23 protein-coding genes are annotated in these 24,925 nt (G+C 49.5%); 3 read left to right on the top strand and 20 right to left on the bottom strand.

From position 1 onward, the window contains the following. Positions 1-16: 16 nt before the first annotated feature. The 5 genes from B5E62_RS01830 to B5E62_RS01810 all read right to left on the bottom strand — a co-directional run bounded on the left by B5E62_RS01830 (position 17) and on the right by B5E62_RS01810 (position 6,354). Positions 17-1,474, bottom strand: coding sequence for an LCP family protein (locus B5E62_RS01830; RefSeq protein WP_087173062.1), 1,458 nt, complete (start codon positions 1,472-1,474; stop codon positions 17-19). An 82-nt stretch (positions 1,475-1,556) separates the two neighbouring features. Beyond that, positions 1,557-2,471, bottom strand: coding sequence for a glycosyltransferase family 2 protein (locus tag B5E62_RS01825; RefSeq protein ID WP_087173061.1), 915 nt, complete (start codon positions 2,469-2,471; stop codon positions 1,557-1,559). Further along, on the bottom strand, positions 2,455-3,789 hold the full coding sequence (locus B5E62_RS01820) for an O-antigen polymerase (RefSeq protein WP_087173060.1): 1,335 nt from the start codon (positions 3,787-3,789) through the stop codon (positions 2,455-2,457). The genes B5E62_RS01825 and B5E62_RS01820 overlap by 17 nt, the downstream gene beginning before the upstream one ends. A gap of 9 nt (positions 3,790-3,798) precedes the next feature. After that, positions 3,799-4,926, bottom strand: coding sequence for an LCP family protein (locus B5E62_RS01815; protein ID WP_087173059.1), 1,128 nt, complete (start codon positions 4,924-4,926; stop codon positions 3,799-3,801). 24 nt (positions 4,927-4,950) lie between these two features. Beyond that, complete coding sequence (locus tag B5E62_RS01810; protein ID WP_087173058.1) at positions 4,951-6,354, bottom strand: undecaprenyl-phosphate glucose phosphotransferase; 1,404 nt, start codon at positions 6,352-6,354, stop codon at positions 4,951-4,953. 240 nt (positions 6,355-6,594) lie between these two features. On the opposite strand from B5E62_RS01810, the gene B5E62_RS01805 reads away from it, so the two are divergent. Next, a complete protein-coding gene (locus B5E62_RS01805; protein ID WP_087173057.1) occupies positions 6,595-7,575 on the top strand; it encodes a glycosyltransferase family 2 protein in 981 nt (326 codons plus the stop codon). A 2-nt stretch (positions 7,576-7,577) separates the two neighbouring features. On the opposite strand, the gene B5E62_RS01800 is transcribed toward B5E62_RS01805, so the two are convergent. The 12 genes from B5E62_RS01800 to B5E62_RS17390 form a co-directional block, all read right to left on the bottom strand. Beyond that, positions 7,578-9,185: a glucosyltransferase domain-containing protein gene (locus B5E62_RS01800; RefSeq protein WP_162610244.1), complete on the bottom strand. Its 1,608-nt coding sequence runs from the start codon at positions 9,183-9,185 to the stop codon at positions 7,578-7,580. Between the two features lie 186 nt (positions 9,186-9,371). Then, a complete protein-coding gene (locus tag B5E62_RS16870) occupies positions 9,372-9,527 on the bottom strand; it encodes a hypothetical protein (protein ID WP_162610243.1) in 156 nt (51 codons plus the stop codon). A gap of 59 nt (positions 9,528-9,586) precedes the next feature. Next, positions 9,587-10,195 carry a dTDP-4-dehydrorhamnose 3,5-epimerase gene (rfbC, locus tag B5E62_RS01795; protein ID WP_087173055.1) on the bottom strand — a complete coding sequence of 203 codons (609 nt, stop codon included), beginning with the start codon at positions 10,193-10,195 and terminating at the stop codon, positions 9,587-9,589. A gap of 15 nt (positions 10,196-10,210) precedes the next feature. Beyond that, positions 10,211-11,152 (bottom strand): dTDP-4-dehydrorhamnose reductase, encoded by a 942-nt coding sequence (gene rfbD / locus B5E62_RS01790; protein WP_087173054.1) that lies wholly within the window; start codon positions 11,150-11,152, stop codon positions 10,211-10,213. Then, the gene (gene rfbB / locus B5E62_RS01785; RefSeq protein WP_087173053.1) at positions 11,152-12,183 is read right to left on the bottom strand and encodes a dTDP-glucose 4,6-dehydratase; all 1,032 of its coding nucleotides are present in this window, start codon (positions 12,181-12,183) and stop codon (positions 11,152-11,154) included. The genes rfbD and rfbB overlap by 1 nt, the downstream gene beginning before the upstream one ends. A gap of 44 nt (positions 12,184-12,227) precedes the next feature. Continuing rightward, positions 12,228-13,124, bottom strand: a complete 897-nt coding sequence (rfbA, locus tag B5E62_RS01780) for a glucose-1-phosphate thymidylyltransferase RfbA (protein WP_087173052.1) — start codon at positions 13,122-13,124, stop codon at positions 12,228-12,230. A 142-nt stretch (positions 13,125-13,266) separates the two neighbouring features. Then, a complete protein-coding gene (locus B5E62_RS01775; protein ID WP_087173051.1) occupies positions 13,267-14,448 on the bottom strand; it encodes a MerR family transcriptional regulator in 1,182 nt (393 codons plus the stop codon). Between the two features lie 17 nt (positions 14,449-14,465). Further along, the gene (locus tag B5E62_RS01770; RefSeq protein ID WP_087173050.1) at positions 14,466-15,080 is read right to left on the bottom strand and encodes a GerMN domain-containing protein; all 615 of its coding nucleotides are present in this window, start codon (positions 15,078-15,080) and stop codon (positions 14,466-14,468) included. A 90-nt stretch (positions 15,081-15,170) separates the two neighbouring features. Next, positions 15,171-15,746, bottom strand: a complete 576-nt coding sequence (locus tag B5E62_RS01765) for a hypothetical protein (protein ID WP_143468792.1) — start codon at positions 15,744-15,746, stop codon at positions 15,171-15,173. Next, the gene (locus B5E62_RS01760; protein ID WP_143468791.1) at positions 15,733-16,035 is read right to left on the bottom strand and encodes an ATP-binding protein; all 303 of its coding nucleotides are present in this window, start codon (positions 16,033-16,035) and stop codon (positions 15,733-15,735) included. The genes B5E62_RS01765 and B5E62_RS01760 overlap by 14 nt, the downstream gene beginning before the upstream one ends. A 712-nt stretch (positions 16,036-16,747) precedes the next feature. Further along, positions 16,748-17,485, bottom strand: a complete 738-nt coding sequence (locus B5E62_RS01755) for an ATP-binding protein (protein ID WP_087150789.1) — start codon at positions 17,483-17,485, stop codon at positions 16,748-16,750. Continuing rightward, the gene (locus B5E62_RS17390) at positions 17,475-17,603 is read right to left on the bottom strand and encodes a hypothetical protein (protein WP_275532570.1); all 129 of its coding nucleotides are present in this window, start codon (positions 17,601-17,603) and stop codon (positions 17,475-17,477) included. The genes B5E62_RS01755 and B5E62_RS17390 overlap by 11 nt, the downstream gene beginning before the upstream one ends. Positions 17,604-17,826: 223 nt before the next feature. Here B5E62_RS17390 and istA (B5E62_RS01750) point away from each other — a divergent pair, with 223 nt between their 5' ends. Then, positions 17,827-19,389, top strand: coding sequence for an IS21 family transposase (gene istA / locus B5E62_RS01750; protein WP_087173047.1), 1,563 nt, complete (start codon positions 17,827-17,829; stop codon positions 19,387-19,389). Further along, the gene (gene istB / locus B5E62_RS01745) at positions 19,386-20,162 is read left to right on the top strand and encodes an IS21-like element helper ATPase IstB (protein ID WP_087173046.1); all 777 of its coding nucleotides are present in this window, start codon (positions 19,386-19,388) and stop codon (positions 20,160-20,162) included. Before istA (B5E62_RS01750) ends, istB begins: the two co-directional genes overlap by 4 nt. On the opposite strand, the gene istA (B5E62_RS01740) is transcribed toward istB, so the two are convergent. The 3 genes from istA (B5E62_RS01740) to istA (B5E62_RS01725) form a co-directional block, all read right to left on the bottom strand. Beyond that, entirely contained in the window at positions 20,150-21,685 is a 1,536-nt protein-coding gene (istA, locus tag B5E62_RS01740) for an IS21 family transposase (protein ID WP_087173045.1), read from the bottom strand. The two genes, istB and istA (B5E62_RS01740), sit on opposite strands and share 13 nt — an antisense overlap. Positions 21,686-22,326: 641 nt before the next feature. Further along, entirely contained in the window at positions 22,327-23,064 is a 738-nt protein-coding gene (locus B5E62_RS01730) for an ATP-binding protein (RefSeq protein ID WP_087173043.1), read from the bottom strand. Next, positions 23,051-24,664, bottom strand: a complete 1,614-nt coding sequence (gene istA, locus B5E62_RS01725; RefSeq protein ID WP_143468790.1) for an IS21 family transposase — start codon at positions 24,662-24,664, stop codon at positions 23,051-23,053. The genes B5E62_RS01730 and istA (B5E62_RS01725) overlap by 14 nt, the downstream gene beginning before the upstream one ends. Positions 24,665-24,925 lie beyond the last annotated feature (261 nt).

Raw genomic sequence — 24,925 nt, 5'->3', positions numbered from 1 at the left:
CCGGCTGCAGCAAGGTCTAATATCCAACTGCTGCATTTCCGCCGTCGCCGCTGCCGGATGTACCGCCGTTGGAGGGATCCTCTCCGCCGCCGGACGAACCGCCGCTCTCTGATGCTCCTTCACCGCTACCGCCTGTGCCGCCGCTTCCATCGCTTCCGCTTCCGCCGCTGCCGCCCGTGCCGCCGCTTCCATCGTTTCCGCTTCCGCCGCTGCCGCCCGTGCCGCCGCTGCTGTCACTTCCGCTTCCACCGCTGCCGGAGCTTCCGCCAGACCAGTCTCCGCTTCCGCCGCTGCCGGAGCTTCCGCTGCTGTCATAGCCGCCGGAGCTGCTTTCATAGTCATAGTAGGAATCATCCGGCTGCTCCATGATGGCCTGGCTGTCCTCGTCTGTGTCGGCCTGCCGGTCACCGGCTTTTGCCACGATATTTCCGCTGATGGTAGACACAGTGGAAGAAGGCGTATATCCAGTCTCTGTCCCAAAGAAGAACTCATGGAGCTGCTGCACGTTGCTCTCCAGTGTCACAGGGATGACCACGCTGCCTATATTGTTCAATGTATCTGTCGATTTGTCGAAAGGAAATCCTGTCGTCTCCCCAAGCTTGTAGTCGAAAGCATCCAGAGCGTAATCAAGGATCTCTGTGAGAGTAAAGTTGGTGGACACCTCCGGGAACACCTTGTCTATGATCTTGTTGATCTGGGAAAGGCTGGCTCCCTGGAGCTTTTCTATAACTTTTGTCAGTACCTCTCTCTGCCGCTCCGCACGCTTGAAATCATCGCCGGCCGTGTAACGGATACGGGAATAGGCTGTCGCAAGAACACCGTTCAAAGTCTGAAGCCCCGGCTCGTTGACACCGCCGGAACCCTTTCCGGTAACTTTAATTATCTCTGTCGCATACCCATTTATATAATCCACTTCTTCTGGCTGTACATCAATCTCCACACCGCCCACCGCATCGATCACATCGATCAGGGCATTAAAGTTTACCGTCACATAGTGCTCTATATCCATATCCAGGTTCTCGTTGAGCATAGCGATGGCCGCCTCCGGACCTCCGTAGGCATAGGCCGAGTTCGCCTTGTTCAGGGTCCCGTCGCTCTGCTGCAGGAGCGTGTCGCGGTACACGGAGGAAATCTTCACCTCCAGAGTCTCGCGGTTGAGACTGGCGATCATGATCGTATCGCTCCTCGTATCCGTCTCCAGCTCACCCTCTCTTGAATCCACGCCAAAAAGGGCAACGTTGAGATATCCCGTCCCCCTCTCTCTCGCCTCCTCAGAGATATTCAGCTTATCCGCGTCCAGCTCCACTGTATCGATCTTTGCCAGCTTGCTGGCCAGCAATACTGCTCCCGCTGCCGCCACTACTAAAAAGGTGCCTCCGGCTATTGATGCGATCTTTTTCCCCAGAGACCAGGAAGCAAAGCCACGGTTCTTCTTTCTGCGCCCGCGCCGGTAATGCTTTCTTTCTTTCGCCATTACTAAAATCCTTTCGCTAAAAAACTACATGATTTCCGAATATATCATTCTATACTATACATGATTTTCCCAAAAACTGCAATTACTTTTCCCAATAACTCTGGCTCATGGTGCATTTTTTTATGAGCCAGCCAGGGAGCTGCCTGTATCTGCGCCCCAGCCGGTACCCCAGATACTTGCAGCCGCTCTGCCAGATCAGCCCGGGGATCAGCCACCCCTTTTTCTCCCGCAGCAGATATTTTGCCGTGCTCTTCACAAGCCGGATCCCCTCGCTCTCTGAGGCGACACCCTCGAACACCTCCGGGTGATCTGCCTGGGAGACGGCCAGGTCGAAATTCCTGTGGAACTGCTGCGCTCCCGTGTAATTGTGGGAGTGGATCACTCTGGCCTCGGCCGCATAGGCGATCTTGTAGCCCTTTTCTATCATATGCCCCGCCAGGATCATGTCTTCATTAAAGATGGTCTTCTTCTCAAAGCCGCCTGTCTCCTCATAGACCTTCCTGCTGTAGGCCGCGCATACGTCCGAGCAGAAGAAGGTCTTGATCCCAAGGACCGGCAGGTCCTCCTTTCCCTTCAGCCTGGACTTTTCGGGGTAGTTAAAGGACCTGGTATATCTCTCGATCACACGGCAGTCCTTTCTGGGAAGCTGCCGGGCGTACGCCGCCCCCACATCTTCTCTCTCGAAGGGCTTTATCAGATTCTCGATCAGATATTTGTCAAAAGGGACCGCGTCCTGGGTCATAAAGACGACGATATCCGCATCCGACTGTCGTATCCCCATATCTCTGGTACCGCCGTGGTCGAACTGCGCTTTTTCAATATGGGTCACCCTGATCCCCTGCTCCATGCAGAATTTGGCAGGGAACCGCTCTGATATCGTGTTGATCACATGGATTGTATCCGGGAGACATGTCTGCTTCTTCAGCCTGCGTATCAGCTTTTCAAACTCCCTTCCCGGTCTGTAGGCCGGTATGATCACTTCAATCTTTTCCGCCATCCGCCATCCTCCTTTCTTTTTTCCGGTATCCGACAAAGAGATACATCAGCGTGGTGAGGGCAAGCCAGAACCATGTGGTAGGGTTGCTGAACCAGGTGGTAAAAAAGGCCAGTCCCAGATAGATCGCGATCTGTCCGTAAAAGAGGCAGGCCACCGGGTTCCCGCTCTCATGGATCCAGACCGTCAGCTTCCTTGCGGCAAATCCGACTGCCAGCGCCAGAAGGAGCACTCCCACTATCCCGAAATCATAGTAGGCATCGTAGAACATGGTCAAAGTCGTCAGCTCCGGCTTGGTGATATAGATAGGGCTTGCCGTCAGCTGAGGAAAGACAAATTTCAGTCCTGTCAGGGCAAACACAGGGAACAGCATCCTCACTCCGTAGGTATGCTCCGCGATCTGCTCCACCAGACAGTTGAAATTCTCAAAATTATTGGCCACATATATATAGGGCTGCGTGACAAAGATAGGCGTGCCCTTGTCCTTCATATCAAAAATGCCGTTCAGATACTCCACATCGTGATTTCTGGCCACAGTGAGGCCCACATAGACAGGGACCATGATGACCAGCAGGAGCACCAGCACCTTCCAGTTCAGGTTTCTGTTGGTGAGAATATAGACCACAACAGCGAACCCTACGGCAAACAGCAGCTGAAACCGGGACACACAAAGCACCGGCACCGCCACTGCCGTTATATTCACCATCCCCAGCAGCACATAGTCTCTCCTGCTCCTCTCCTCTCTCACCTTCCAGTAAAGGACCGTGATCGCCGGGACCAGGATGCAGCTGATGGTAAAATAGTGTACGCCGGACACATGGAAATAGGAGTAGGCGTGGGGCTCATCCGAAAAGAGGGGTATAAAACCCACAGCCAGGAACTCGGTCAGGAAGCAGACCCAGGAGACAGCGGCCAGCCCGCACGCACAGACCAGCAGCCTTCCCGCCTTCCGGTCATCTTTCTCCAGCTCCACACGCTCCGGCGCAGGCTTCTTCCGCAGATATCCCAGGCAGAAGCCGATGTAGGCCAGGAAGAAGGCGGCCCACGTCCAAACGCTCCAGTCTGTCTGGAGATTGCTGAGCTGCAGGCAGGCAATGCCCTGCCCTCCGACCCAGGCCAGGGCAAACAGTCCCTTCATGTCCACCAGGTTCCCGGTGGTTCTGAACCTGCAGATGTAGACGCCCAGAGCGTACAGAACGAGAAGGAGGGAGCTCAGCATATGCGCTCCCCCTCTGGAGGCAAGGAAGCTGCAGAGATAAAAAACCGCGCACACCACTGCCTCCACTATGAAATTTCGAAACACCTTCTCGTTGTCTTTCATATTTCTTTCCTACTCTTCTCCTGTATCCTCTGACTCCGTAAAGTCTGACTGCATCGCTGTCGTGCTCTCATCGACTCCCGTGAGATAAATAATGTCATTGTCGATCTGCTCCACTGTCTCTGATGGCGTATAGTCTTCCTCCCCGAAGAGGAATTCATGCAGGCGGCTGACATTGGCCGAAAAATCGATGGGCACAACATAGGAACCGCTGTGGTTCCTCACATTTTCCGATGTGGTCACCTCAAACGGGAAGCCGGACGTATCTACAATATTGTAATTCAGCGCATTTGCGGCAAAGCCCAGCAGGTCTGTAGATGAAAAGCTTGTCGATATCTGCGGGAAAACCTCATCCACGATCTTGTTCAGGGTGGAGAAGCCGGCACTCTTTGCCTTCTCCATCACCTTCTCAAGGACAATGCGCTGCCGCTCTGTCCTCTTAAAATCGTTTCCATCCGTGTAACGGATCCGGGCATACCCCACCGCATGGACTCCGTCCAGCAGCTGAGTGCCTGCCGTCTCCTCGATCTGCGTCATCTCTTTTCCGGTCACCTGGGCGGTCTCAGACGCATAGCCATTACACCAGAAGGCTTCCTCGGCTGTCATGTCAATCTCAACCCCTCCCAGAAGGTCGATCACATCCACGAGGGCATTAAAGTTCACACTGACATAATTCTGGATGTCCAGATCAAGATTCCGGTTCAGAAGACTGATGGCGTCCTCCACACCGCCGGTATTGTAAGCCGAATTGGCCTTCTCGTATGTACCGTCCGCCTGCTGGAGAAGGGTATCCCTGTAGACAGACACCAGCTTCACATCGCTGGTCTCATTGTTGATGCTGGCGATCATGATGGTGTCGCTCTGGACACCTCCCTCCAGCTCTCCATCCCTGGAATCCAGCCCGAACAGGGCGATGTTGGTGTAAGGGCCCGTATCCTTATACACATCCAGTCTGCTCTGGTCCAGGATGTTAAAGTCCAGCTTGTCCAATTTGAACATTCCATAGGCGACCACTCCCAGCACTGCCAGGACGATCAGCTCGATGATCAGCACGATGATCCGTTTTCTTCTCTTTCTCTTTCGAAGCTGCCGCCTCTCCTCGCGGGTCAGTTTCTTCTGTAATCTCTTCTTTCTGCTCATTCTTTCTCCTGTATCTCAAGCTGTCTAGTAAGCATTCTTGTTGACAAACCCCTTAAAGAAGGTCATGATGATGATCTTGAAATCAAACCCAAGGGTCCAGTTCTCAATATAGTAGAGGTCGTGTTCGATCCGTTTCCGTATGGACGTATCCCCCCTGTAGCCGTTGACCTGGGCCCAGCCAGTCAGGCCGGGGCGCACCTGGTGCTTTACCATGTACCTGGGGATCTCCTCCTTGAACTGCTCCACAAACTGGGGCCGCTCCGGGCGGGGGCCTACCAGGCTCATGTCACCCTTCAGCACGTTGACAAGCTGGGGCAGCTCATCGATGCTGGTCTTCCGGATAAAACGCCCGATGGGCGTCACCCTGGGATCGTTCTGGGTGGTCCAGGCCTTCTTCTCAGCGGAAGCCTCCTGCACGACCATGGAGCGGAATTTGTACATATAAAAAGGCTTGTTCCTCATACCGATCCTCTCCTGCTTAAAGATCAGGGGGCCCGGGGATGTGACTTTGATAATCACAGCAACCGCGGCCATGACAGGCGAGAAGAGGATCAGAGCCACCACCGCGCCAAAAAGGTCCACGCACCGCTTCATAAAGGCATTCAGCCGGTTGTTCAGAGGCACGTGGCGTATATTGATGACCGGAAGGCCAAGGAGGTCCTCCGTATAGGGCTTTGTTGGGATGATGTTGTTGTAATCCGGGATGAACTTGGTGTGCACGCCGGACTTCTCGCACATGCTGACGATCCTTGCCAGCTTGTGGTACTCCGCCAGCCCAAGCGTGATGGCGATCTCGTCCAGTCGGTTTTCCGGCAGGATGATGGACAGATTGTCAATCCGCCCCAGCACTTTGATCCCTTTGTACTCTGTCCCTCTGGGCACATTGTCCGCAAGGATCCCCCGGACCGTATAACCCCAGGACGGGTTGGCAACGACCCTGTCGATATACTCCTCCGCCGCCCGGCTGTAGCCGATCAATAGGATCTGCTTCTGGTTCAGCCCCTTTTTCCGGATGCTGCGCAACAGGATGCGTATCATATTGCGCATCAGCGCCTCTGCAAATATATTCACGCAGAAGAACACAAAGAGCATGCTCCTGGAGAAATTCTGCTCTTTCACGAGGTAGAGGATGAGGATCAGCCCCATCAGGCCGATCACATTGGCCTGGGTGATGTGCCAGATCTCCAGACGCCGCCCCTGGACCCGCTTCGGAGTGTAGAGCTGGAAAATGTAATACAGGATGAGATAGCCCGGGATCACAAAAATCAGCACACGGCAGTACTCCTGTAGCGAAAGATACCAGGGCGAGGGCGCAAACACGCCAAACTTAAACCGGATATACCAGGCAAGCACATAGGACATGCCAATAACGCAGGCGTCCAGCACTACATGGAGCCCATTCCAGAACCTTTGATTATCTTTTATCATGATCATTTCCTCGATTTTATATAAAACATCTCATTATTTGACATACTGATATCAAATCCTGTTCTATCATACACTAAATATAGTGATTGAACAAGACTTCACCCCGTATTTTTTCTTAACATTTATTTAACACTTTTGAAATATTCATGAAGTTCATCTGGCAATTCACAGCCGCCTCTGGTATAATCAATAGGTATTTAACATGAATTATTGAAAGAACAAAAGCAAAGGAAACAGACTATGCAGGTTACGATCGTCATTCCGAATTACAATGGAAAGCATTTCATGAAGCCCTGTCTGGAGTCACTGGACAAGCAGACGTACAGGGGATTTGAGATCATCGTGGTAGACAACGCTTCCTCCGACGGGAGCATGGAATATATGAAGGAGACTTACCCCGAAATCCGCTGCATTGCCCTGGACAAGAACTACGGGTTCAGCCGGGCGGTGAATGAAGGGATACGGGCCTCCCGCACTCCCTATGTCATCCTCCTGAACAACGACACCACTGTGGATCCTCACTATGTGGAGGAGATGGTGCGCGCGATCCGGAGGTCAAAAAAAATCTTCTCCGTCAGCAGCAAGATGATCCAGATGTACCACCCGGAGCTCATAGACAGCGCCGGGGACCTCTACACCCTCATGGGCTGGGGCGTCTGCCGGGGCACCGGAAGGCCCGTGTCCAACTACACCCAGCCGGATGAGATCTTCACCGCCTGCGCCGGAGCCGCCATCTACCGTCGCTCCGCCTTCGAGAAAATCGGATACTTTGACGAGTCCCACTTCGCCTACCTGGAGGACATCGATGTGGGATACCGGGCAAAGATCTACGGCTATAAGAACATGTACTGCCCCACTGCCCTTGTCTACCATGTGGGCAGCGGCACCAGCGGTTCCAAGTACAATTCCTTCAAGGTAAAGCTGTCCGCAAGGAACAGCGTGTACCTCAACTATAAGAACATGCCCCTGGCGCAGCTGATCCTCAACTGCGTGCCCCTGGCTCTTGGATGGCTTGTCAAATCCCTCTTCTTTGCGAAGATCGGCTTCGGCAAAGACTACCGGGAAGGACTGAAGGAGGGATTCCAGACTCTCCCGGAACAGAAAAAAGTCCCCTTCCGGCTCCGCCACCTTGGAAACTATGTGACCATCGAGCTGGAGCTGATCGCGCATACCTTTGCCTACGCAAAGGACTGGTTCAGCAGGAGGCTTTTTTCAAAATAGTCTTATTGGTAATCCGCCGGGTTCAGACCATTGACCTGGTACCACTCTTCAGTGGGTTCACTGAAATATACAATAATACAGCGGTCTGTATCCGTGATCCCCCCTGGTCCCGGCCAGGGGGACATTTGTTCTGTGTACGTCAGAGCATACGCAATATCCTCTGTCGTCGGCGACACAGTCATATACCCCTCTGTCACCAGCAGCTCTCTGATCCTTGCGATATGTCCTCCATTCCAGACAAAAAAGGAGCCGTCTATACCGAGATTATCCGAGCTCTCCCAAAATCCAGCCGTATCCGACACACGGGCTCCCACAAAGACAATGGGCTTGCTGTGGTAGTCGCAGCCTTCCGCTATCACGTCATGCATCACTTCATTAGCCGTCACTCTGTCCTGCTGATACCGGAGATAGTCATAGTAGTATACGGCATTCATGTTGCGGACATTGAGCCACAGACAGTATGCGGCAACTGCCACGGCCAGATATTTGCCGGCCCTTGAGAGCCACCGCCGTCCATCCGCTCTCCACACATCACCCAGGATAAAACTCAGCTGCGCCGCCCCGACCAGGGGCAGAGCAAGAAGCATCCTGCCATGGGTTTTGTAGGTGCCCATCAGTATATAGATCATGAACGGTGACAGGACAAGTGCGACTGTCAAAAGCAGGATGCGGCCTTTCTTTCCCTTTTCCCTGGCCCTGAAAAATGTAACCACTGACCAGATGATAAACAGCACTGTATTGACCAGGATCACCACGCCGCCGTAAATAGACACATCCTGAATTGTGATGGCAAAGGATACTCTGGCCACATTGGCGACAGCCATAAAGGCCGCCCAGAGCACGCCCCTCTCATCAGACCATCCTATATAGGAGTCCGTATAATCCGCCGCTATTCCCGTAGCCGCCTGCACGCATCTGTTGACCGCAAAGTATAAGACTACGGCCAGCGCACAGATCAGTGCCGACCACAGCACGGTCCTGCCGATCTTCAGATCACCTGCCAGCACATTCTGAAGGCAGTACAGGATGACAGCCGCGATATATAAGGATACAATGGCCTGGAAGGTCCCGGTCCCCATCATAAGAAGAAGTACGGCTGCCAGAAATCCACTCAGAAATCGTCCTGTCTTTTTCTCATTTTCCCTCTCCGCCTCAACCAGCTTCACAGTCAGATAAAAGCTGACTGCCGCAGCCACTGCTCCCAGCGCCACCTGAAAGCTGTACATGGAAAAGGAAAGGACTTCTCCCACCACGAAGGGCAGCGTCCCATAATAGGTCAAAAACCAGAAAAGCCCGAACGCCCCGCTTTTTCCACAGCGTATGCCAGGAAGGGAATATGCAAAGATCGCACCGGATCCAAACCATGTCAAAACAGCCAGCAGATCCCAGAGAAACGGCACATAACGGCCGTTCACTGTAAACAGTTCATTGAAAAGCTGGATCATAAAGCGCCCCTGGGCGATCCACACCTGGTAGCCTTCCCCCGCAATAATGGACTTCTCCTCATCGATCGCCAGCGTATTGCAGGTAAGCATCACACCGAAAGCTGCCAGAACCACAGCCAGGGACACCAAAATAATCCTTCTGTTTTCCGCCATCCACTTTTTCATCTCACACATTTCTATACCCTCACCTGTTTTCTCTCATACGGTATTTACGAAAAGTCCTCAGACTCTCCGCAATAGCTCCAGCCTCCCGCAGAACATTTCCCAGTCAACCTCTCTGGCCCCAAACCATTCCCTCTCCACCTCACTGATCTGGTTAAGCCCCACCGCTCTGACCGCCGCTCCCATCCTTCAGCAGACAAAAGGTTCCTCCTCTTCCAGATACAGCGAAAATGGCAGGAATCCCGGCTCATATATCCTGCATCTTCCTTTCGTATCCACAGAAGCCGTTAGCCGGTCTCCGTGCATGATCTGATACGTGACGGTCTGATGCTTTATCTGTCTCATAGATAAACGCCTCCTTCCTGCCATTCATCATACACTATTTACTTTGCGAATGAAAGGCCTTAAAAGTGGAACGTATCCTTCAGCACAGCCCACTTCTGGTCCTTGTCACTTAAGTTCAGCGCCGTGCCGTCCGCCAGGTGATACCCCTCCGCAGAAGCGCTGCCCTGATACTCGCCCTCCAGCTGAGGCCAGGTTATGCCAATCTCCGGATCATTCCAGGCAAGTCCGCCCTCGTCTCCCGGATGATAAAAGTCTGTACATTTGTAACAGAACTCGGCAATATCGCTGAGCACCAGGAATCCGTGGGCAAAGCCCTCGGGAATGTAGAACTGCTTCTTGTTCTCCTCTGTCAGCTCAATGCCGAACCACTTGCCGTATGTCTCGCTGCCGCTTCTAAGATCCACCGCCACATCGAATACAGAGCCCTTGATGACTCTCACCAGCTTGCCCTGGGGGAATTCCTTCTGGAAATGAAGTCCACGCAGGACACCCTTTGTGGAGCAGGACTGGTTGTCCTGCACAAAGACCATGTCAAGGCCGTTCTCCTCCATGTCTCTCTGGTTGTACGTCTCCATGAAATATCCTCTGGCGTCCCCGTGCACTGCCGGCTCGATGACGCAGAGCCCCTGGATGCCGCCTGCATTTCTCTCAACTTTGATCTGTCCCATTGCCGTTAAGCCTCCTTAAAATTCAATCTCTTTCAGATACCTTTCCAAAGCGTCCTGCCATGTGGGGAGAGGTGTAAATCCGTTCTCCACAAGCTTGCTCTTGTCCAGCCTGCTGTTGAAGGGACGGGCGGCCTTGGACACGCCGTACTCTGCCGTGGTCACCGGCTTCACTGTGAGACGGTCCTCGCTGTACTCTGTGTGTCCCATCTCCACTGCCTGGCGGAAAATCTCTTTTGTAAAATCGTACCAGCTGATGTAGCCGCCCTCGTTGGTGGCGTGATAGTAACCGTATTTCTCTGTCTCCAGCATGTCCACCAGAAGTCTTGCCAGATCAAATGTATACGTAGGCGTGCCGATCTGGTCATCCACCACAGTCAGCGTGTCGTGGGTCTTACCCACGTTCAGCATGGTCTTGATGAAATTCTTTCCGTTCTTGCCGAACACCCAGGCAATACGCACAATGAAATACTTCTCCAGTGTCTCAGACACAGCCAGCTCTCCCGCCAGCTTTGTCTCTCCGTACACGTTCAGCGGTTTGTAGTCCTTGCAGTCCGGATCCCAGGGAGTCTCCCCCTGGCCGTCAAACACGTAGTCCGTACTTAAATAGATCATCTTGCAGTCCAGTTTTTTGCATACCTGCGCAATATATTTTGTGCCGTCCACGTTGATGGCGTGCACTTTTTCCTTTTTATCTTCATCCTCGGCCAGATCCACCGCTGTCCAGGCTGCACAGTGCACGACTACATCCGGCTTTACTTCCGTGAGGACTTTCTCCACAGATGCCTGGTCTGTGATATCCATAGGCACATAAGGCATGGACTCCACCGGAGTGCCGTCCTTAATGCCGCTGTACTCTTCCTTAATGTCAGAGCCGATGCCTTCATAGCCACGGCCAGCCAGCTCATTCATCACATCATGCCCAAGCTGTCCTGCCACACCCGTCACAAATACTTTCATTATTTGATCTCCTCCCGGTTTCCGTACATCTGCTCATAATAGTTCTGATACTCGCCGGAAATGATGGTCTCCCACCACTCCTTATTGTCCAGATACCACTGGATGGTTTTCTTGATACCGTCTGCAAATTTTGTCTCCGGCAGCCAGCCAAGCTCGTTGTGGATCTTTGTAGGATCGATGGCATAGCGCATGTCATGTCCTTTTCTGTCCTCCACATAGGTGATAAGGCTCTCCGGCTTTCCCAGCTCCTTGCAGATGATCTTTACGATATCAATATTCTTCATCTCGTTGTGGCCGCCGATATTGTAAACCTCGCCCACACGTCCCTTGTGGATAATAAGGTCAATGGCCTTGCAGTGGTCTTCCACGTAGAGCCAGTCCCGGACATTCTCGCCTTTTCCGTATACCGGCAGAGGCTTGTCGTTCAGCGCGTTGGCAATCATCAGCGGGATCAGCTTCTCCGGGAAATGATAAGGACCATAGTTGTTGGAGCAGCGGCTGATAGTCACAGGCAGGCCGTATGTTCTGTGATAAGCCAGCACCAGAAGGTCTGCTGCCGCCTTGGAAGAACTGTAGGGGCTGCTTGTGTGGATCGGTGTCTCCTCTGTAAAGAACAGATCCGGGCGGTCCAGCGGCAGATCGCCGTACACCTCGTCTGTAGACACCTGGTGGTATCTCTTGATGCCGTATTTGCGGCAAGCATCCATAAGCACTGCAGTTCCTTTAATGTTTGTATCAAGGAACACTTCCGGGTTCTCGATGGAACGGTCTACATGGCTCTCAGCAGCAAAGTTCACCACCATATCCGGATGCTCTTCCTCAAACAATTTATATACTGCCTCGCGGTCTGTGATGCTGGCCTTTACAAAACGGAAATTCGGATTGTCCATAACAGGTGCCAGTGTGGACAGATTTCCTGCGTATGTCAGACAGTCCAGACAGATGATCCGGTAGTCCGGATACTTATTTAACATGTGAAACACAAAATTGCTCCCGATAAATCCGGCTCCGCCGGTTACAATAATATTCATAGTGTTTTTTCTCCTTTATGTTGCTTGCTTTTTCGTATTCTCAATTAGTACAGGTTCTCCTGGTACTTGCCATCCAGGACATCCTTCAGGTACTGGCCGTACTGGTTCTTCTTCAGGACTTCGTACACTTCCATCACGTCCTCCCTGGAAATCCAGCCATTTAAGTAGGCAATCTCCTCCAGGCAGGCAATCTTGCGGTGCTGATGGGTCTCCATGGTCTTGACAAAGTTGGTGGCGTCCACCAGGCTCTCATGGGTTCCTGTGTCCAGCCAGGTGAAGCCCTGTCCCAGAAGCTCCACGTTGAGCTGTCCGTCCTCCAGATAAATGCGGTTCAGATCTGTGATCTCCAGCTCTCCCCTCTTGCCGGGTTTTAAGCCTTTGGCGTACTCTACCACTCTATTGTCATAGAAGTACAATCCGGTGACACAGTAATTGCTCTTCGGATGCTCCGGCTTCTCCTCGATGGAGATCGCTTTCCCTTCCTTGTTGAACTCCACGATACCGAAACGCTCCGGATCATCTACATAGTAGCCGAACACTGTGGCTCCCTTGCCTTCCTCTGCATTTTTTACGGCGGCCCGAAGTCTCTTGTTCAGTCCGTGTCCCGCAAAAATATTGTCTCCCAGCACCATAGCTACTGTGTCGTCGCCGATGAATTCCTCACCGATGATAAACGCCTGGGCCAGTCCGTCCGGACTTGGCTGCACCGCATAGGAAAGCTGCACGCCAAACTGATGCCCGTCCCCCAGCAGTTCCTTAAATCTGGGTGTGTCCTGGGGCGTGGAGATGATCAGGATATCCCGGATGCCTGCGTTCATGAGAACCGACATGGGATAGTAGATCATCGGCTTGTCGTAGATAGGCAGAAGCTGCTTGGATGTAACCATGGTGAGAGGATAAAGGCGTGTGCCGGATCCTCCTGCTAAAATAATACCCTTCATTATAAAACCTCCTTGGTACCCTGTATCTGGTATTCCTGGTAAATAGTATTTCTGATAAGCCGTATCTTATTAGTTTAATCACATTATAAAAGGTGACCTTAGGTCACCTTCAAGTGTTTTTTAACATTTTGTAATAATTTGGTTATTTTGCACAAACAAAAATCCCGGCATCCTTTGTGATCCTGAACCCTTCCACAGTCTTCTTTTTCACAAACGCCCGGAAGTCATTGTATTTTTCTCCGATATACTGTCCCTGGTTTCCATGACAGGAAAGCACATAAGAGATAAGAGGTTCCGGTTCCGTGACAACAAGGCAGTCCTGGTACTGCCGCCACTCCACTTCAGAAAAGCTCTCCCCTAGCAGCTCTTTCCCGTTCTCCTTGCCAAACTTCTCATACAGCTTGTCCGCAGACAGGACAATCCTCTGGTCAAACTCCTGGACAAGCTGGCTGACCTCTTTCATATGCTCCCGCCCATAGGTGCTGCAGATGAACCTGCCGCCGGGCCTTAGCACTCTCCTCACCTCCCGGCAGACAGCCGGAATATCCTGGCAGTAGAAAAGCACGTGGTTTGCGATCACAAGGTCAAAAGTCTCATCATCATAGGGAATATGATGACAGTCAAAGCTGTTGAAAGCAAACCTGGTATCCTCCGTTCCTATGGCGCGCCGGGCATCCCGCAGCATACCCTCCGAGACATCAGAGAGCGTGACTGACACATCAGCCGGTAACTTCTCTTTGTTCTCCGTCCAGAGAGTACCGTCCCCGCATCCCAGCTCCAGTATCTTCATCCCGCTCTCAACACGCAGCTCCTCGTGGATCCATGGAAACCATCCTTGCCTGTTCTGGGAATAGAGGCTGTGCAGATTGATCCTGGCCGAGATATTGGTGGCGCTCTTATACTGGTTCTTAAAGCTCTTCTCCATACCTGTCAGGTGGATCAGATCCAGCATACGGCTCCAGTCCACGGCATGCTCCTCCCGGATAGCCGTGGTCGTATCCTCGATGGCCTGCTCCACAAGCTGCATCTGCTCAATCCGGTCCTGCACCAGCTTCTTCTGGATATCCAGGGAATTGAGCATAAAATGATAATCCGTGTCCGCAATGGTCATCTCCCGGATATCGTCCAGAGAAAAGCCCAGATACTTCAAAAGGAGTATCTGCTGCAGCCTGGCGAAATCCCCGTCTGTATAAAAACGCGCCCCCGCATCAGTCACATACGAGGGCTTTAAAATGTTCTGTTTGTCATAGTAGCGGATCGTCCGCAGGGTCACCTGAGCCATGCGGGCGAACTCGCCTGAAGAATAGTAGCCTGGTTTCTTCATATCCTGCTCCGCAAGTCTTATTCAAACCTGGAGAGATACCCCGGATACTCGGCATGTCCCGTGGACAGCGCGTTCCCATCCACCGTGATCCGGATCTGCTCGCACTCGTAGGCGTCCAGGAATGTGTTCACAAGAGCGCCAACCGTATAGTACTCTCCTGTACTTCCCATGTTGGAGACATATGTAGCAAAGGCACTGTTCAGATCCAGCTCTATGCTCGCCTTTCCCTCCACTGTACTCATGGTAAATGAATTTTCCGCCACGTCGGCTGTCAGCGCTCCCTGAGAAACAAGGGCCCCAAGAACAGCCTCTGGAGAGAGAGACGCTATCTGCACTTCAGAAGACTCAAAAGCAGTGGCGTCCGCATTGCTGTAATAGACCGTGATCGTCGCCGCCTCAGCCGCCGAGTCCTGGGCAGGAGTCTGGGTATCTGTATCCGTGGTATCCTGAGAAGGCTGCTCCTCTTCCGCCTCCGGCTCTTCTGTCTCTTCCGGTTCCTCTTCTTTCTGCTCCTCCGTCTGGGTATCCGAGCTGTCGGAAGTCTCCTGGCTGTCTCCGGAATTCCTGCCACAGGCAGCCAGAGAAAAGACAAGAGTTAAAAGTAAAAATGCTGTTATCAGTTTGGATCTCATGATGCTTGTCCTCCGTTTGTAAAGAGTGTTCTGAGTAGATTATAAGCGGATTTGAGGGTTATGTCCAGTGTAGTTAGTGTGAATTCTCGGCTAAGTTATATTTGATATATACCTTTCAAACCTTTCCTTAGAATATGTATAAACCTTCTTAAAATACAGTTTCTTAAATCTCTCTAAGTCAAAACGGATAAATTCTTCCTCCGCCTTGTCAGAAAAATATCTTGCGATTTTTACAAGAGATGGCGAAGATTCTCCATCTCTCCGTGCTCTTTTTTCTTGGTCGGTCAAAGGATTTTTGTCCTCATTATATACGAGGATAAAGGTTCCATATTCCCTCATATGCGCGATTCCCATACCAGTGATATCTCCAAATATCAGCAGGCTGTCCCGTATTTTGTCTTTTACTTTTCTTTTCTCATTCCGCATATTTCCGTTTTTAAACTCAATAAATATTACATCATCATCCTTACAAATAATGCCGTCTACCGAAGACGCGTTTTCTTCCGATAATTCTAAAGAGTTCAGATATCTGGTCTTAACTTTGTCAAAGTCAATGACCTGCTCGGTGGACTCGGTCATATAGCACTCTCTTCCAGATATACTGGTATCTTTTGATAACTCTTTCAGGTTTGATGCGCATTCTTTTAATATATCAAATTCTCTCATTCTGTCCATCCTGATACCTCAAATTTTCTAAATCCTGAAGAGGCCTCGCCAACTGTTTGTAAATCTTCTCTACATTATCTGTCACATCATTTATGCAGGAGTAGTTTCCCTCCATTTCCGCCAGATAGTATCTGCATTTGTCCGCCAGATCATATTTTTCAGAGTAGACTTCTATAGCATTCAGGAAATATGGGCTATGTGTGTTGATCAGAATATGCATATTAAAATCTCGGTGCAGCAAAACGATCAGTTCGGCAAACACAAACTGCCATTCCGGATGAAGATGGATCTCCGGCTCATCTCATATTACCGTTCCATTTATACTCAAAAGAAATAATCTTTTTATAATGGCAGATGTTTTGATTCCTGTAGACAGATTTTTCATATCCAACACACGCCTGACTAATCTGCCAGTAAATACTCTCCACTTTTTATTAACAATAATTTCTTCTACAAAATTACTCTTTCTGCCTACAGCCTAAGGCTTCTTACACAAATGAGCGTAATGATCAGAAACACCAGCTTAACTGTTCGAGAACAAAGGAAGCATCCACATTTTCAAAGTTCATTAATTTCTGCTTGACTTTTTATTTGCAGACTCATTTAATCAGTTTTTCATACAGAAAGTTTTCAAACGACTGATAAAGATTTCCTGATATAAAAGTTGAAACAATAACATGCAGACCTTGCGCCGCTATAAAAGTCATCAAGATAGTAAACAAGATTAAAATCAACGACTTCCATGTTTCAACAGGATTTCTAAAATTCAGGACTGCATATACAACAATATGTTGCAGCAAAAAAATTTCAAATGAAATTTTGCTAATTGCTTTTATACAAGAATTTATCTTATCAACCTTTGCAAACAGCCACTTTCTGCGGACAGCAGGGCCGCATTTCCCGGACAGTCCGGGCCATATTAAACGGACAGCCTGGGATATCAGCAGGGCAGAGGGTACTCCGCCCCACTGATCAGTATTGATCGGCGTTCCAGAAGAAAGCTATGCTTTCTCAATAAGTACAGTAAATCCTGTCGTTAGTCTGCGTCTGATCCCGTCAAGCTTACCGTAGCATTCCTTTTCGTCACTCAGCTGATTTCCCCACTCATCTGGAGAATACTGACAGCTGAAGAGTGTGGAGGTGCCAAGGTCATCCCGAAGTTTTATGAGATGATACAGGATCTTGATCCCTTCTTCTGAATACCTGCTTATGGCAAAATCATCAATGAACAGCAGCTGGATCCGTGCATAGTACCTGATCCTCTTACGATACTTGTTCAGGTCTTCCTGGCGGTTGAGGACGATCAGTTCGTCCAGCAGGTCACTATAGTCTACGAACTTACAACGGTAATTACGTCTGCATGCTTCCACACAACAGGCAGACAGGAAATAAGACTTGCCGGCACCGGTGACTCCATAGATCCCGACGTTCTGCCGGTTCTCAGCGAAATGAAATTTCAGGATCTGTTCAACGGTGGCATCATTGTAGATGCGTCCGTTGCCGGTTTTCAGATTCTCGGCCAAAGCACCTTTATTGATCAGGCTGCTGAGCCGCAGATTTGTTTCAAACCTGTTGTTGAGTGTTTCTATGTACTGAGGCTCCAGAACCTCACGGATAAACTGCAAAGCGGTATAGCTGCCGAATTCAGGGCTTTTAGACAGTTCTGCGAAACGCTGGGCGGCTACCGGCAGGGATAGTGTGTCCAACATCTCATAGATATCAGTAGTCTTATTCTTCATTGCCTGCCTCCGTTTCCTGACGCTTCAGCAGGTTCTTAAGGGAATACTTGCTGTCATCATCTTTGTAGGCGCCGGATACGGCTGTTGCAGCATCTTCGTTGGGACTGCTCTGTGGCATTGTACTTTGCAGCGGCTCTTTATGGTAAGTTGAGATTGTGTTACAGATTGATTATTCCGGGGCCCTTTGAGCCGCCTGTCCGGACTTTGAGAGCCACCATTCCGGAGAATGAGAGCCACATATTCCGGTAATTCAGAGCCACATTAGGCTCTATTACATAGATTTCCTTTATACTGTAAGAACACATCGCCAGATGTGAATACAGTTAAAGGAGGTCACCATTATGACCCAATATCGAGAAATCCTTCGCCTGAAAAGCTTAGGATTCAGTGAACGGAACATCGCGCATAGTTGCGGTGTATCCCGTAACACAGTTGCCAAGGTCATCAAAAGGGCTGCGGAAATAAAACTTTCCTGGCCACTGGATCATGACATGACCGACAGTACACTTGAGGAAATGCTTTTCCCCAAGACAAAATCAGCAACCAATAAACGGATGCCTGATTATGACTACATCCGCAGAGAACTCCTGCGTAATGGAGTCAACAAGAAACTCCTATGGGTAGAATACTGTGAGGAATGTCGCATGAACAATGAAGAACCTCTCATGTATTCTCAGTCCTGTTACTACATCCAAAAAGATGAAGAAAAACGCAGGGCAACCATGCACATCCCACGGAAACCGGGTGAGCAGATCGAAGTAGATTGGGCCGGTGATCCGGCACAGCTCATCGATCCAGACACTGGTGAGATCACAGATGCATGGGTATTTGTAGGAGTCCTTACTTACAGCCAGTATGCCTTTGTAAAGGCATACCTGAACCAGAAGACAGACAACTGGATCAAAGCGCATATCCAGATGTTTGAATTCTTCGGCGGCGTTACACCGATGCTTATTCCTGATAACTGTTCTACGGCAGTGAATCATTCGAAAAGCGACTGGTATACGACCGCACTGAATACTACTTATCATGAGATGGCAGAACATTATAATGTCGCCATCATTCCGGCAAGAGTCCGGAAACCCAAGGATAAACCAAATGCAGAAGGTTCCGTTGGAAAGATCTCCACATGGATCACAGCGGCCCTCCGCAATGAACAGTTTTTCTCCCTTGCAGAATTAAATGCTGCGATCCGTGAAAAGCTGGATGCCTACAATGCCAGGAAGTTCCAAAAGAAGGATTGCAGCAGGCTCAGTTTATTTCTTGGGGAAGAAAAGCCATTGCTGGCGCCGTTGCCTGCCACACCCTTCGAACTGGCTGAGTGGAAACAGGCCACTGTCCAGTTCAACTATCACATCGCAGTAGACAAGATGTACTACTCTGTGCCTTATCAGTATATCAAAGATAAGGTCGATGTGCGCATGACAGAAACAACGATTGAAATATTTTATCATCACAATCGGATCGCCTCACATCGCCGTCTCCATGGCAGGAGCGGTCAGTACTCCACAGTAACGGAGCATATGCCGCCAGACCATCAGAAATATCTGGAATGGAATGGTGACCGTTTCCGCAGATGGGCAGATTCGATTGGAGTCAACACAAGGAAGGTGGTTGATGCAATCCTGACTTCCGGCAGGGTGGAACAGCAGACTTACAGAAGCTGTATGGGGCTGCTGAAGCTGGCTGAGAAGCATTCTCCCGCAAAACTGGAAGAGGCTTGCAATAGAGCGCTTCTGTATTCCAGGACACTCAGTTATAAAAGTATCAAAAACCTATTAGCTGCCATGAAAGAGGATTCCCAATACGTATCCCAGAATCCGGAATCTTCTTTATCAGAGACTGGGGCACAGACACATGGTATTACCAGAGGTGCCAGATACTACGGAGGTAAAAGATCATGACCAATCAGAGTACCATTGATAAACTGATCGAGATGCGCCTGTCATCCATGGCGGATGCCTTTCGGATCCAGATGGATGATTCAACTATGAGAGAAGTCCCGTTTGAAGACCGCTTCGGCATGCTGGTTGATGTTGAATATACCAATCGTAAAAACAACCGTCTGAAAAGGCTGATCCGTCAGGCAGAACTGGAACAGCCAGACGCCAGCATCGCAGCCATTGACTATCAATCCGGCCGGAAACTGAACAAAGCTTTGATCAGCCGTCTGGCAACCTGTGAATATATCTCAGAGTACCGCAACATTTTTATTACCGGCGCAACTGGAAGCGGTAAGACCTATCTGGCATGTGCTTTCGGTATGGAGGCATGTAAACACTATTACACTGTGAAATATGTCCGCCTTCCGGATCTGTTGCTGGATCTACAGGCAGCCAGGGATGCCGGTACATTTACCAGCGTACTCAAGAAGTACACGAAACCAGTTCTGTTAATTATTGATGAATGGCTCCTGCTCAAGCTGACCGAGTCCGAAGCCAGAAATCTTTTTGAACTGATCCACAAACGCAGGAAAAAGTCATCGACCATCTTCTGCTCCCAGTTCCGGGAAAGCGAGTGGTACCAGCAGATCTGCAGCGGTGAGAGCACTCTTGCAGATGCCATCATGGATCGTATTTCTTACGATTCATATAAAATCAACATTGAGAGCATCGATCCATCAAGAGACCTTTCCATGAGGGAGGTATATGGCTTGGATCCTGCTCAGGCTGAGTAACTATCAACAGGTGGCTCCGTTAGTCCGGACAGGTGGCTCTCGCCACACCGGACTGGCGGCTCCGCCGCACCGTAATATTCACAGATATAGGAATAGTTGCATCTCCCAGCTAAAACGGCGTCTTTACAGCAACGTTCCAGGGCTTCCGGCGAGTACTTCTCCGCATACCGCAGAATACCAAAGCAGCTTCGGAATGACTGCACCGGATAAGCGTATTTTCGAATGACTGCATCGATCAAAGCACGGGTGCTGGGTCCGATAGCAGATGCTTTCTGTTGAAAATAAGGCACCGTCCAATAGCCATAGTCTTTGTATTCGGCAGGCATATCCGAGGGGATGATCACCCAGTCTTTCGGTGTGTAGCTCCGCTTATGCGTCCGGATGAAGTCGCCGTGTTTGTTATAGACATAGATTTCTTTTTCCCCTGCCCGAATCTCAAGTTCCTGTCGCAGATATTTCCGGGGCATGCTATAATGGACCTTGTCGAAGGTGAAGGAGAAATCTTGTGCTACTTTAACAGTCTTTCGTTCAAGATATTCAAAACGGCTGGGCGGAAGAGGCAGGAGAGTCTCCTTCTCTTCTGTTGTAAAGAGATCATACCGGGAATAGGTGAGCCCCTCAAAAGGCTTCCGGTTCTCGGCATCCACCTTTTCCATCAGGACACGGTTTAAATCATCCAGCGAATAAAAGACCATATTTTCCATATCCATGAGGATGTGCATGGTAATGATCTTTACGTGGCCTTCCACAACTGGTTTCCAGCGGGGGGATTTCACTTTGGCAGGGGTTAAAACCGTATTGTTATGTTCTGCCCATGCCTGGAAATCTTTATTCAAGACAGGGCTGATCCAGTCTTTGTTCCGGGCAACTGCTACTTTGCAATTATCCGGGGTGATTGTCGGCGTCACGCCGCCAAAATAGGACAGAGCATTATTGTTGACCCGGATCCAGTTCCGGATATCGCATTCGGTCATTCCCTCAGCGTAAAAATAATCACTGTAGGTGAGGGCAGCGATAAAGATCGTGACCTTTGTGGTCTCATCCGGGTTCTGGTGATTATGCAGATAGAGCTGCTTCCCCGCATAGTCCAGTTCAAGATTGACACCGGGATAACGCTGGATGTGGAAGGTCAGCTGTTTGGAATCAGCCCATTCGCTGTAACGCCTGCAGTACTGGCGATAGCTCATTGGCTTCTTTCCATCTACGACACCTATGGCATTGTATTTCTGCCACAGATGCTTCAGGGTCTCTCCTTTGCGGGCCAGAGCCTTGTAGGCAGCTTCCTTGTTAAAATCCCGGTAGAGTAGCTGATCCGCCGATACACCAGGCTTTTTATAAAGCATGTTTCCGATGTGTTCATTCGTGACATCTGCCGGTAAAGGGTATGAAAGCTCCGGATTCTCCCTGAAGCGTTTCAGGAACTCGTTGACAGTTGTTTTGCTGCAGTCGCCGCAGCTTTCGGCAATCTCACGGCAGCTAAGATGGTTCACAAAGTGAAGCCGTAGTACTTTTTTGTAATCCATAGTAGGACCTCCAGATATAATATTTCTCCATTTTAAGGAGATGCGCTTATTATATCTGAAGATCTATTGTCCGGTTAATGTGTCCCTACTTGTCCGCTAATTATGTCTCAGACTGTCCGCCGAATATGGCACAGGTGTCCGTTTAGCCCGACAATCTGCAACCTTCATGATTCGCTGCCCACTCCAACATAAAATGATAAAAAGCAATATGCCAAACAGATGATTGCCCACGTTAGTTCCAAACGGAAAGCGGACAAGGCAAATCAATACCAGAAACAATACAGATGTACTAAATAAATAATTTTTCTGGACGATATGAAAGTATTTCATTAAAAGCATACCAACTTCAAAGCTAAGTACACAGGATATCAGATTTCTGAAACTATCTATCCGAAAAACATCTGTATACAGTACCCATATATACAAACAAAAGATGATAACCGTTGTCAAAATTTCTGATTTTTTAAAGGCCCACAGTAATATTGGGTATAAAATATACAGTAATATAATTGCACCCAAGAACCATTCTCCTAGAATATAGTAATTTACTGCATTCTGCGGAGCCTAGCGGACTCCGATGCGTTTCAGAGCGGACGCTGTGCGGAGCATAACGGACGCCCTGAAACACTTGCTATTATAAATTAGTTCCTGGGCTGGATCACTACGGTATAGTGCTTCGTTGCCCGTTTCAGTATCGCATTGGCTGATACCTCGTCATTGAGGATCATCGATGCCCAGCTGTTCGGCTCTCTCTGAGAGCATACAATCGTGCACCTTGACAATTCACTGCGTTTTTCCATGACTTCAAAGAGAACTTTGATCTCGCGTTCATCTGTTATGGTGTGAAGCAGGAAATCATCCAGTATCAGCAGATCCAGCTTCAAGTAGAAGCGTACCTTCTTCTGATATTTCGAATAGTCAGCCTGTTTCAGGGCAACCATCGTTTCAAGGAATTCTTCACAGTGGTGATACATTGCTCTGTAATTCAGGCAGGCCTGTATTCCAAGTGCTTTGGCCAGATACGATTTTCCGCTGTCGGAGGGGCCGAGAATACAGACGTTGAGACCTTCACGGATAAAATCCAGCGATGACAGCGTAGCGTTGATATCGGAAGGCAGGTAGACCCTTTCTGTAGAATCTTTACACTTATCCAATGATTGAGGTCCTCCTGCAAGATGCGCCCGTTTCAGTCTGTTCTGAAATCTCTGCGATGTTTTGTTCTGGTATTCCGGTCCGATCACCTGCTCTAGCAATGACACGGCATCCAACTCATCAAAGGATTTCGAGTGATACAGCGAATCAAGCGAAGCGGCCATACATCCAAGCTTCAGTTCATTGAGCTCATCTACAAGTTCATTGATTCGATCAAGCTTCTTCATCGCGCACCTCCCCGGCAAGTTTACTGCTCTTGGAAAGAAGCCGGTCAATGTCCCCGGCATGCGGGCTCATGACAAACGCCCCTTTGTTACGTTCTTCGTTGAGCTTTGTATTGAAACCGGCACTTCCGATTTCTTCAGCAACGGCAGCAATTGAATTCTTAATAAAGGAATACGAGATATGATTCGTATCAATTGCCAGCTTGCAGCAATCTTCCAAAGCAAGCTTGCTGTACTTCTTTGTGTAGTTGAGGATACCTATACACAGGCGGTACGTCTGAACTTCATGTTCACGGCTTCTCAGTATGTGTTCTATGACTTTGACCGTATTCGGACCTACTGTCATGGCTTTCCTGGTAAAATAAGTAGCATTCCATTCTGACATCTGTTTGTAGCTTTCGGGCAGATGTGCAGGATCTGTCAGCCATTCACCCCTGCGGGAAGCCCTTCGCCAGCTGACGATGAGTTTGCCTTTCATGGAATAGATATTAACTGTTGTTGCAGAGGCAGCAATCAGAACACTCTTGTGCAGATATGCTTTATCCACACTGTAATAAGCATTATCGAAGCGCACATGAAAATCCGCTGATACTTTTGCAGTCCGTCTTTCCATGTATTCGTAGGGGACAGCCGGAAGAGGAAGCAGCTCACTGCGTTCTTCCAGCCATTGATCGTATCTGCTGTAATCCTTCTTTTTGAAGTTTTCATGGTTCAAAGCATCCAGTTTCTCCCAGAGATCTTTGTTGAATTGCTCCAGAGAAAAGTAGCGGTTTTCTTCTAAATCATGGAAAAAGCCTTTTTCAAGAATACCTACAGCATTTTCCACACTGCTTTTCCACTTCGGTTTACGGACTTTGGCTGGCAGTATCACGGTGTGGTTATGATCAGCCCATGCAGCATAATCCTTATTCAAATCCGGATCGATCCAGTCTTTATTGGCGGAAACTGCCTGTTTACAATTATCACAAACAACAATCGTAGGCACGCCGCCAAAATAGGCAAGAGCGTGGTTATTGACCTCAATCCATTGCGGTTCACAGGAAGATACCATCCCTTCTGCATAGATGTACTGCGAATAGGGCAGAACAGCTACAAATACAACAATGGTCGTAATCTCGCCAGTAAGTTTATCGATCAACTCAAAGGTTTTACCTGCAAAATCAACTTCCATCTTCTGACCGATTACAGCCTGGATATGCAGGGTTTCACAGTTCTCTCTGCACCAGCGACCATACAGTTCACAGAACTGTCGATACTGGTATGGCTTTGCCGCTTTTGCTATACAGTCTTTCTGGTAGCGGCTCCACAAGTAAACGAGCGTCATGTTCTTCCGCTCATTCATCTGTTTAAAGATAGTTGGGAAATCGGGTTGTTCATAACTGTCATTCCGTCTGTTGGTACCTGGGTCATGGCCGTATACCAGCTCGTAGATTGCATAATTCGTGATCCCTTCCGGAAGCGGATACGACAGCTTCTCACACCTTTCAAAAGCGCGGATGAAGTCGTTGATTCCAGATTTGCTTGCACTGAATTCTTCAGCCAGTTCCTTGTAGCTCAGGCCCAGTGCGTACCGTTTGATAATGATGCTCTTGTAATCTAACATAAGGCATCCTCCTTAAATGATTCGTACCATTTTCCAATGGCCTTAATCATTATAAGGTACCCGCAGATTTCAATATCTACAGGTTAAGTCCGCTCGCTCCGCATCGCATCCGTTTTGCTCCGCAAAACCGTCTGTTTGAGCCGTAAGCGCTTTATAAAATGCCGTCTACCTTTTTATGAAGCATTCATTTAATATTTATTAAAGTAAAATGCTCCAACTTCAACTTTTCGATTTGATCCGGCATCTCTGCTGTATCATTTC

The sequence above is a fragment of the Lachnoclostridium sp. An118 genome (genome assembly GCF_002160985.1).
Lineage (GTDB): Bacteria > Bacillota > Clostridia > Lachnospirales > Lachnospiraceae > Claveliimonas > Claveliimonas stercoravium.
This window is presented reverse-complemented; position numbering and strand designations above follow the sequence as displayed.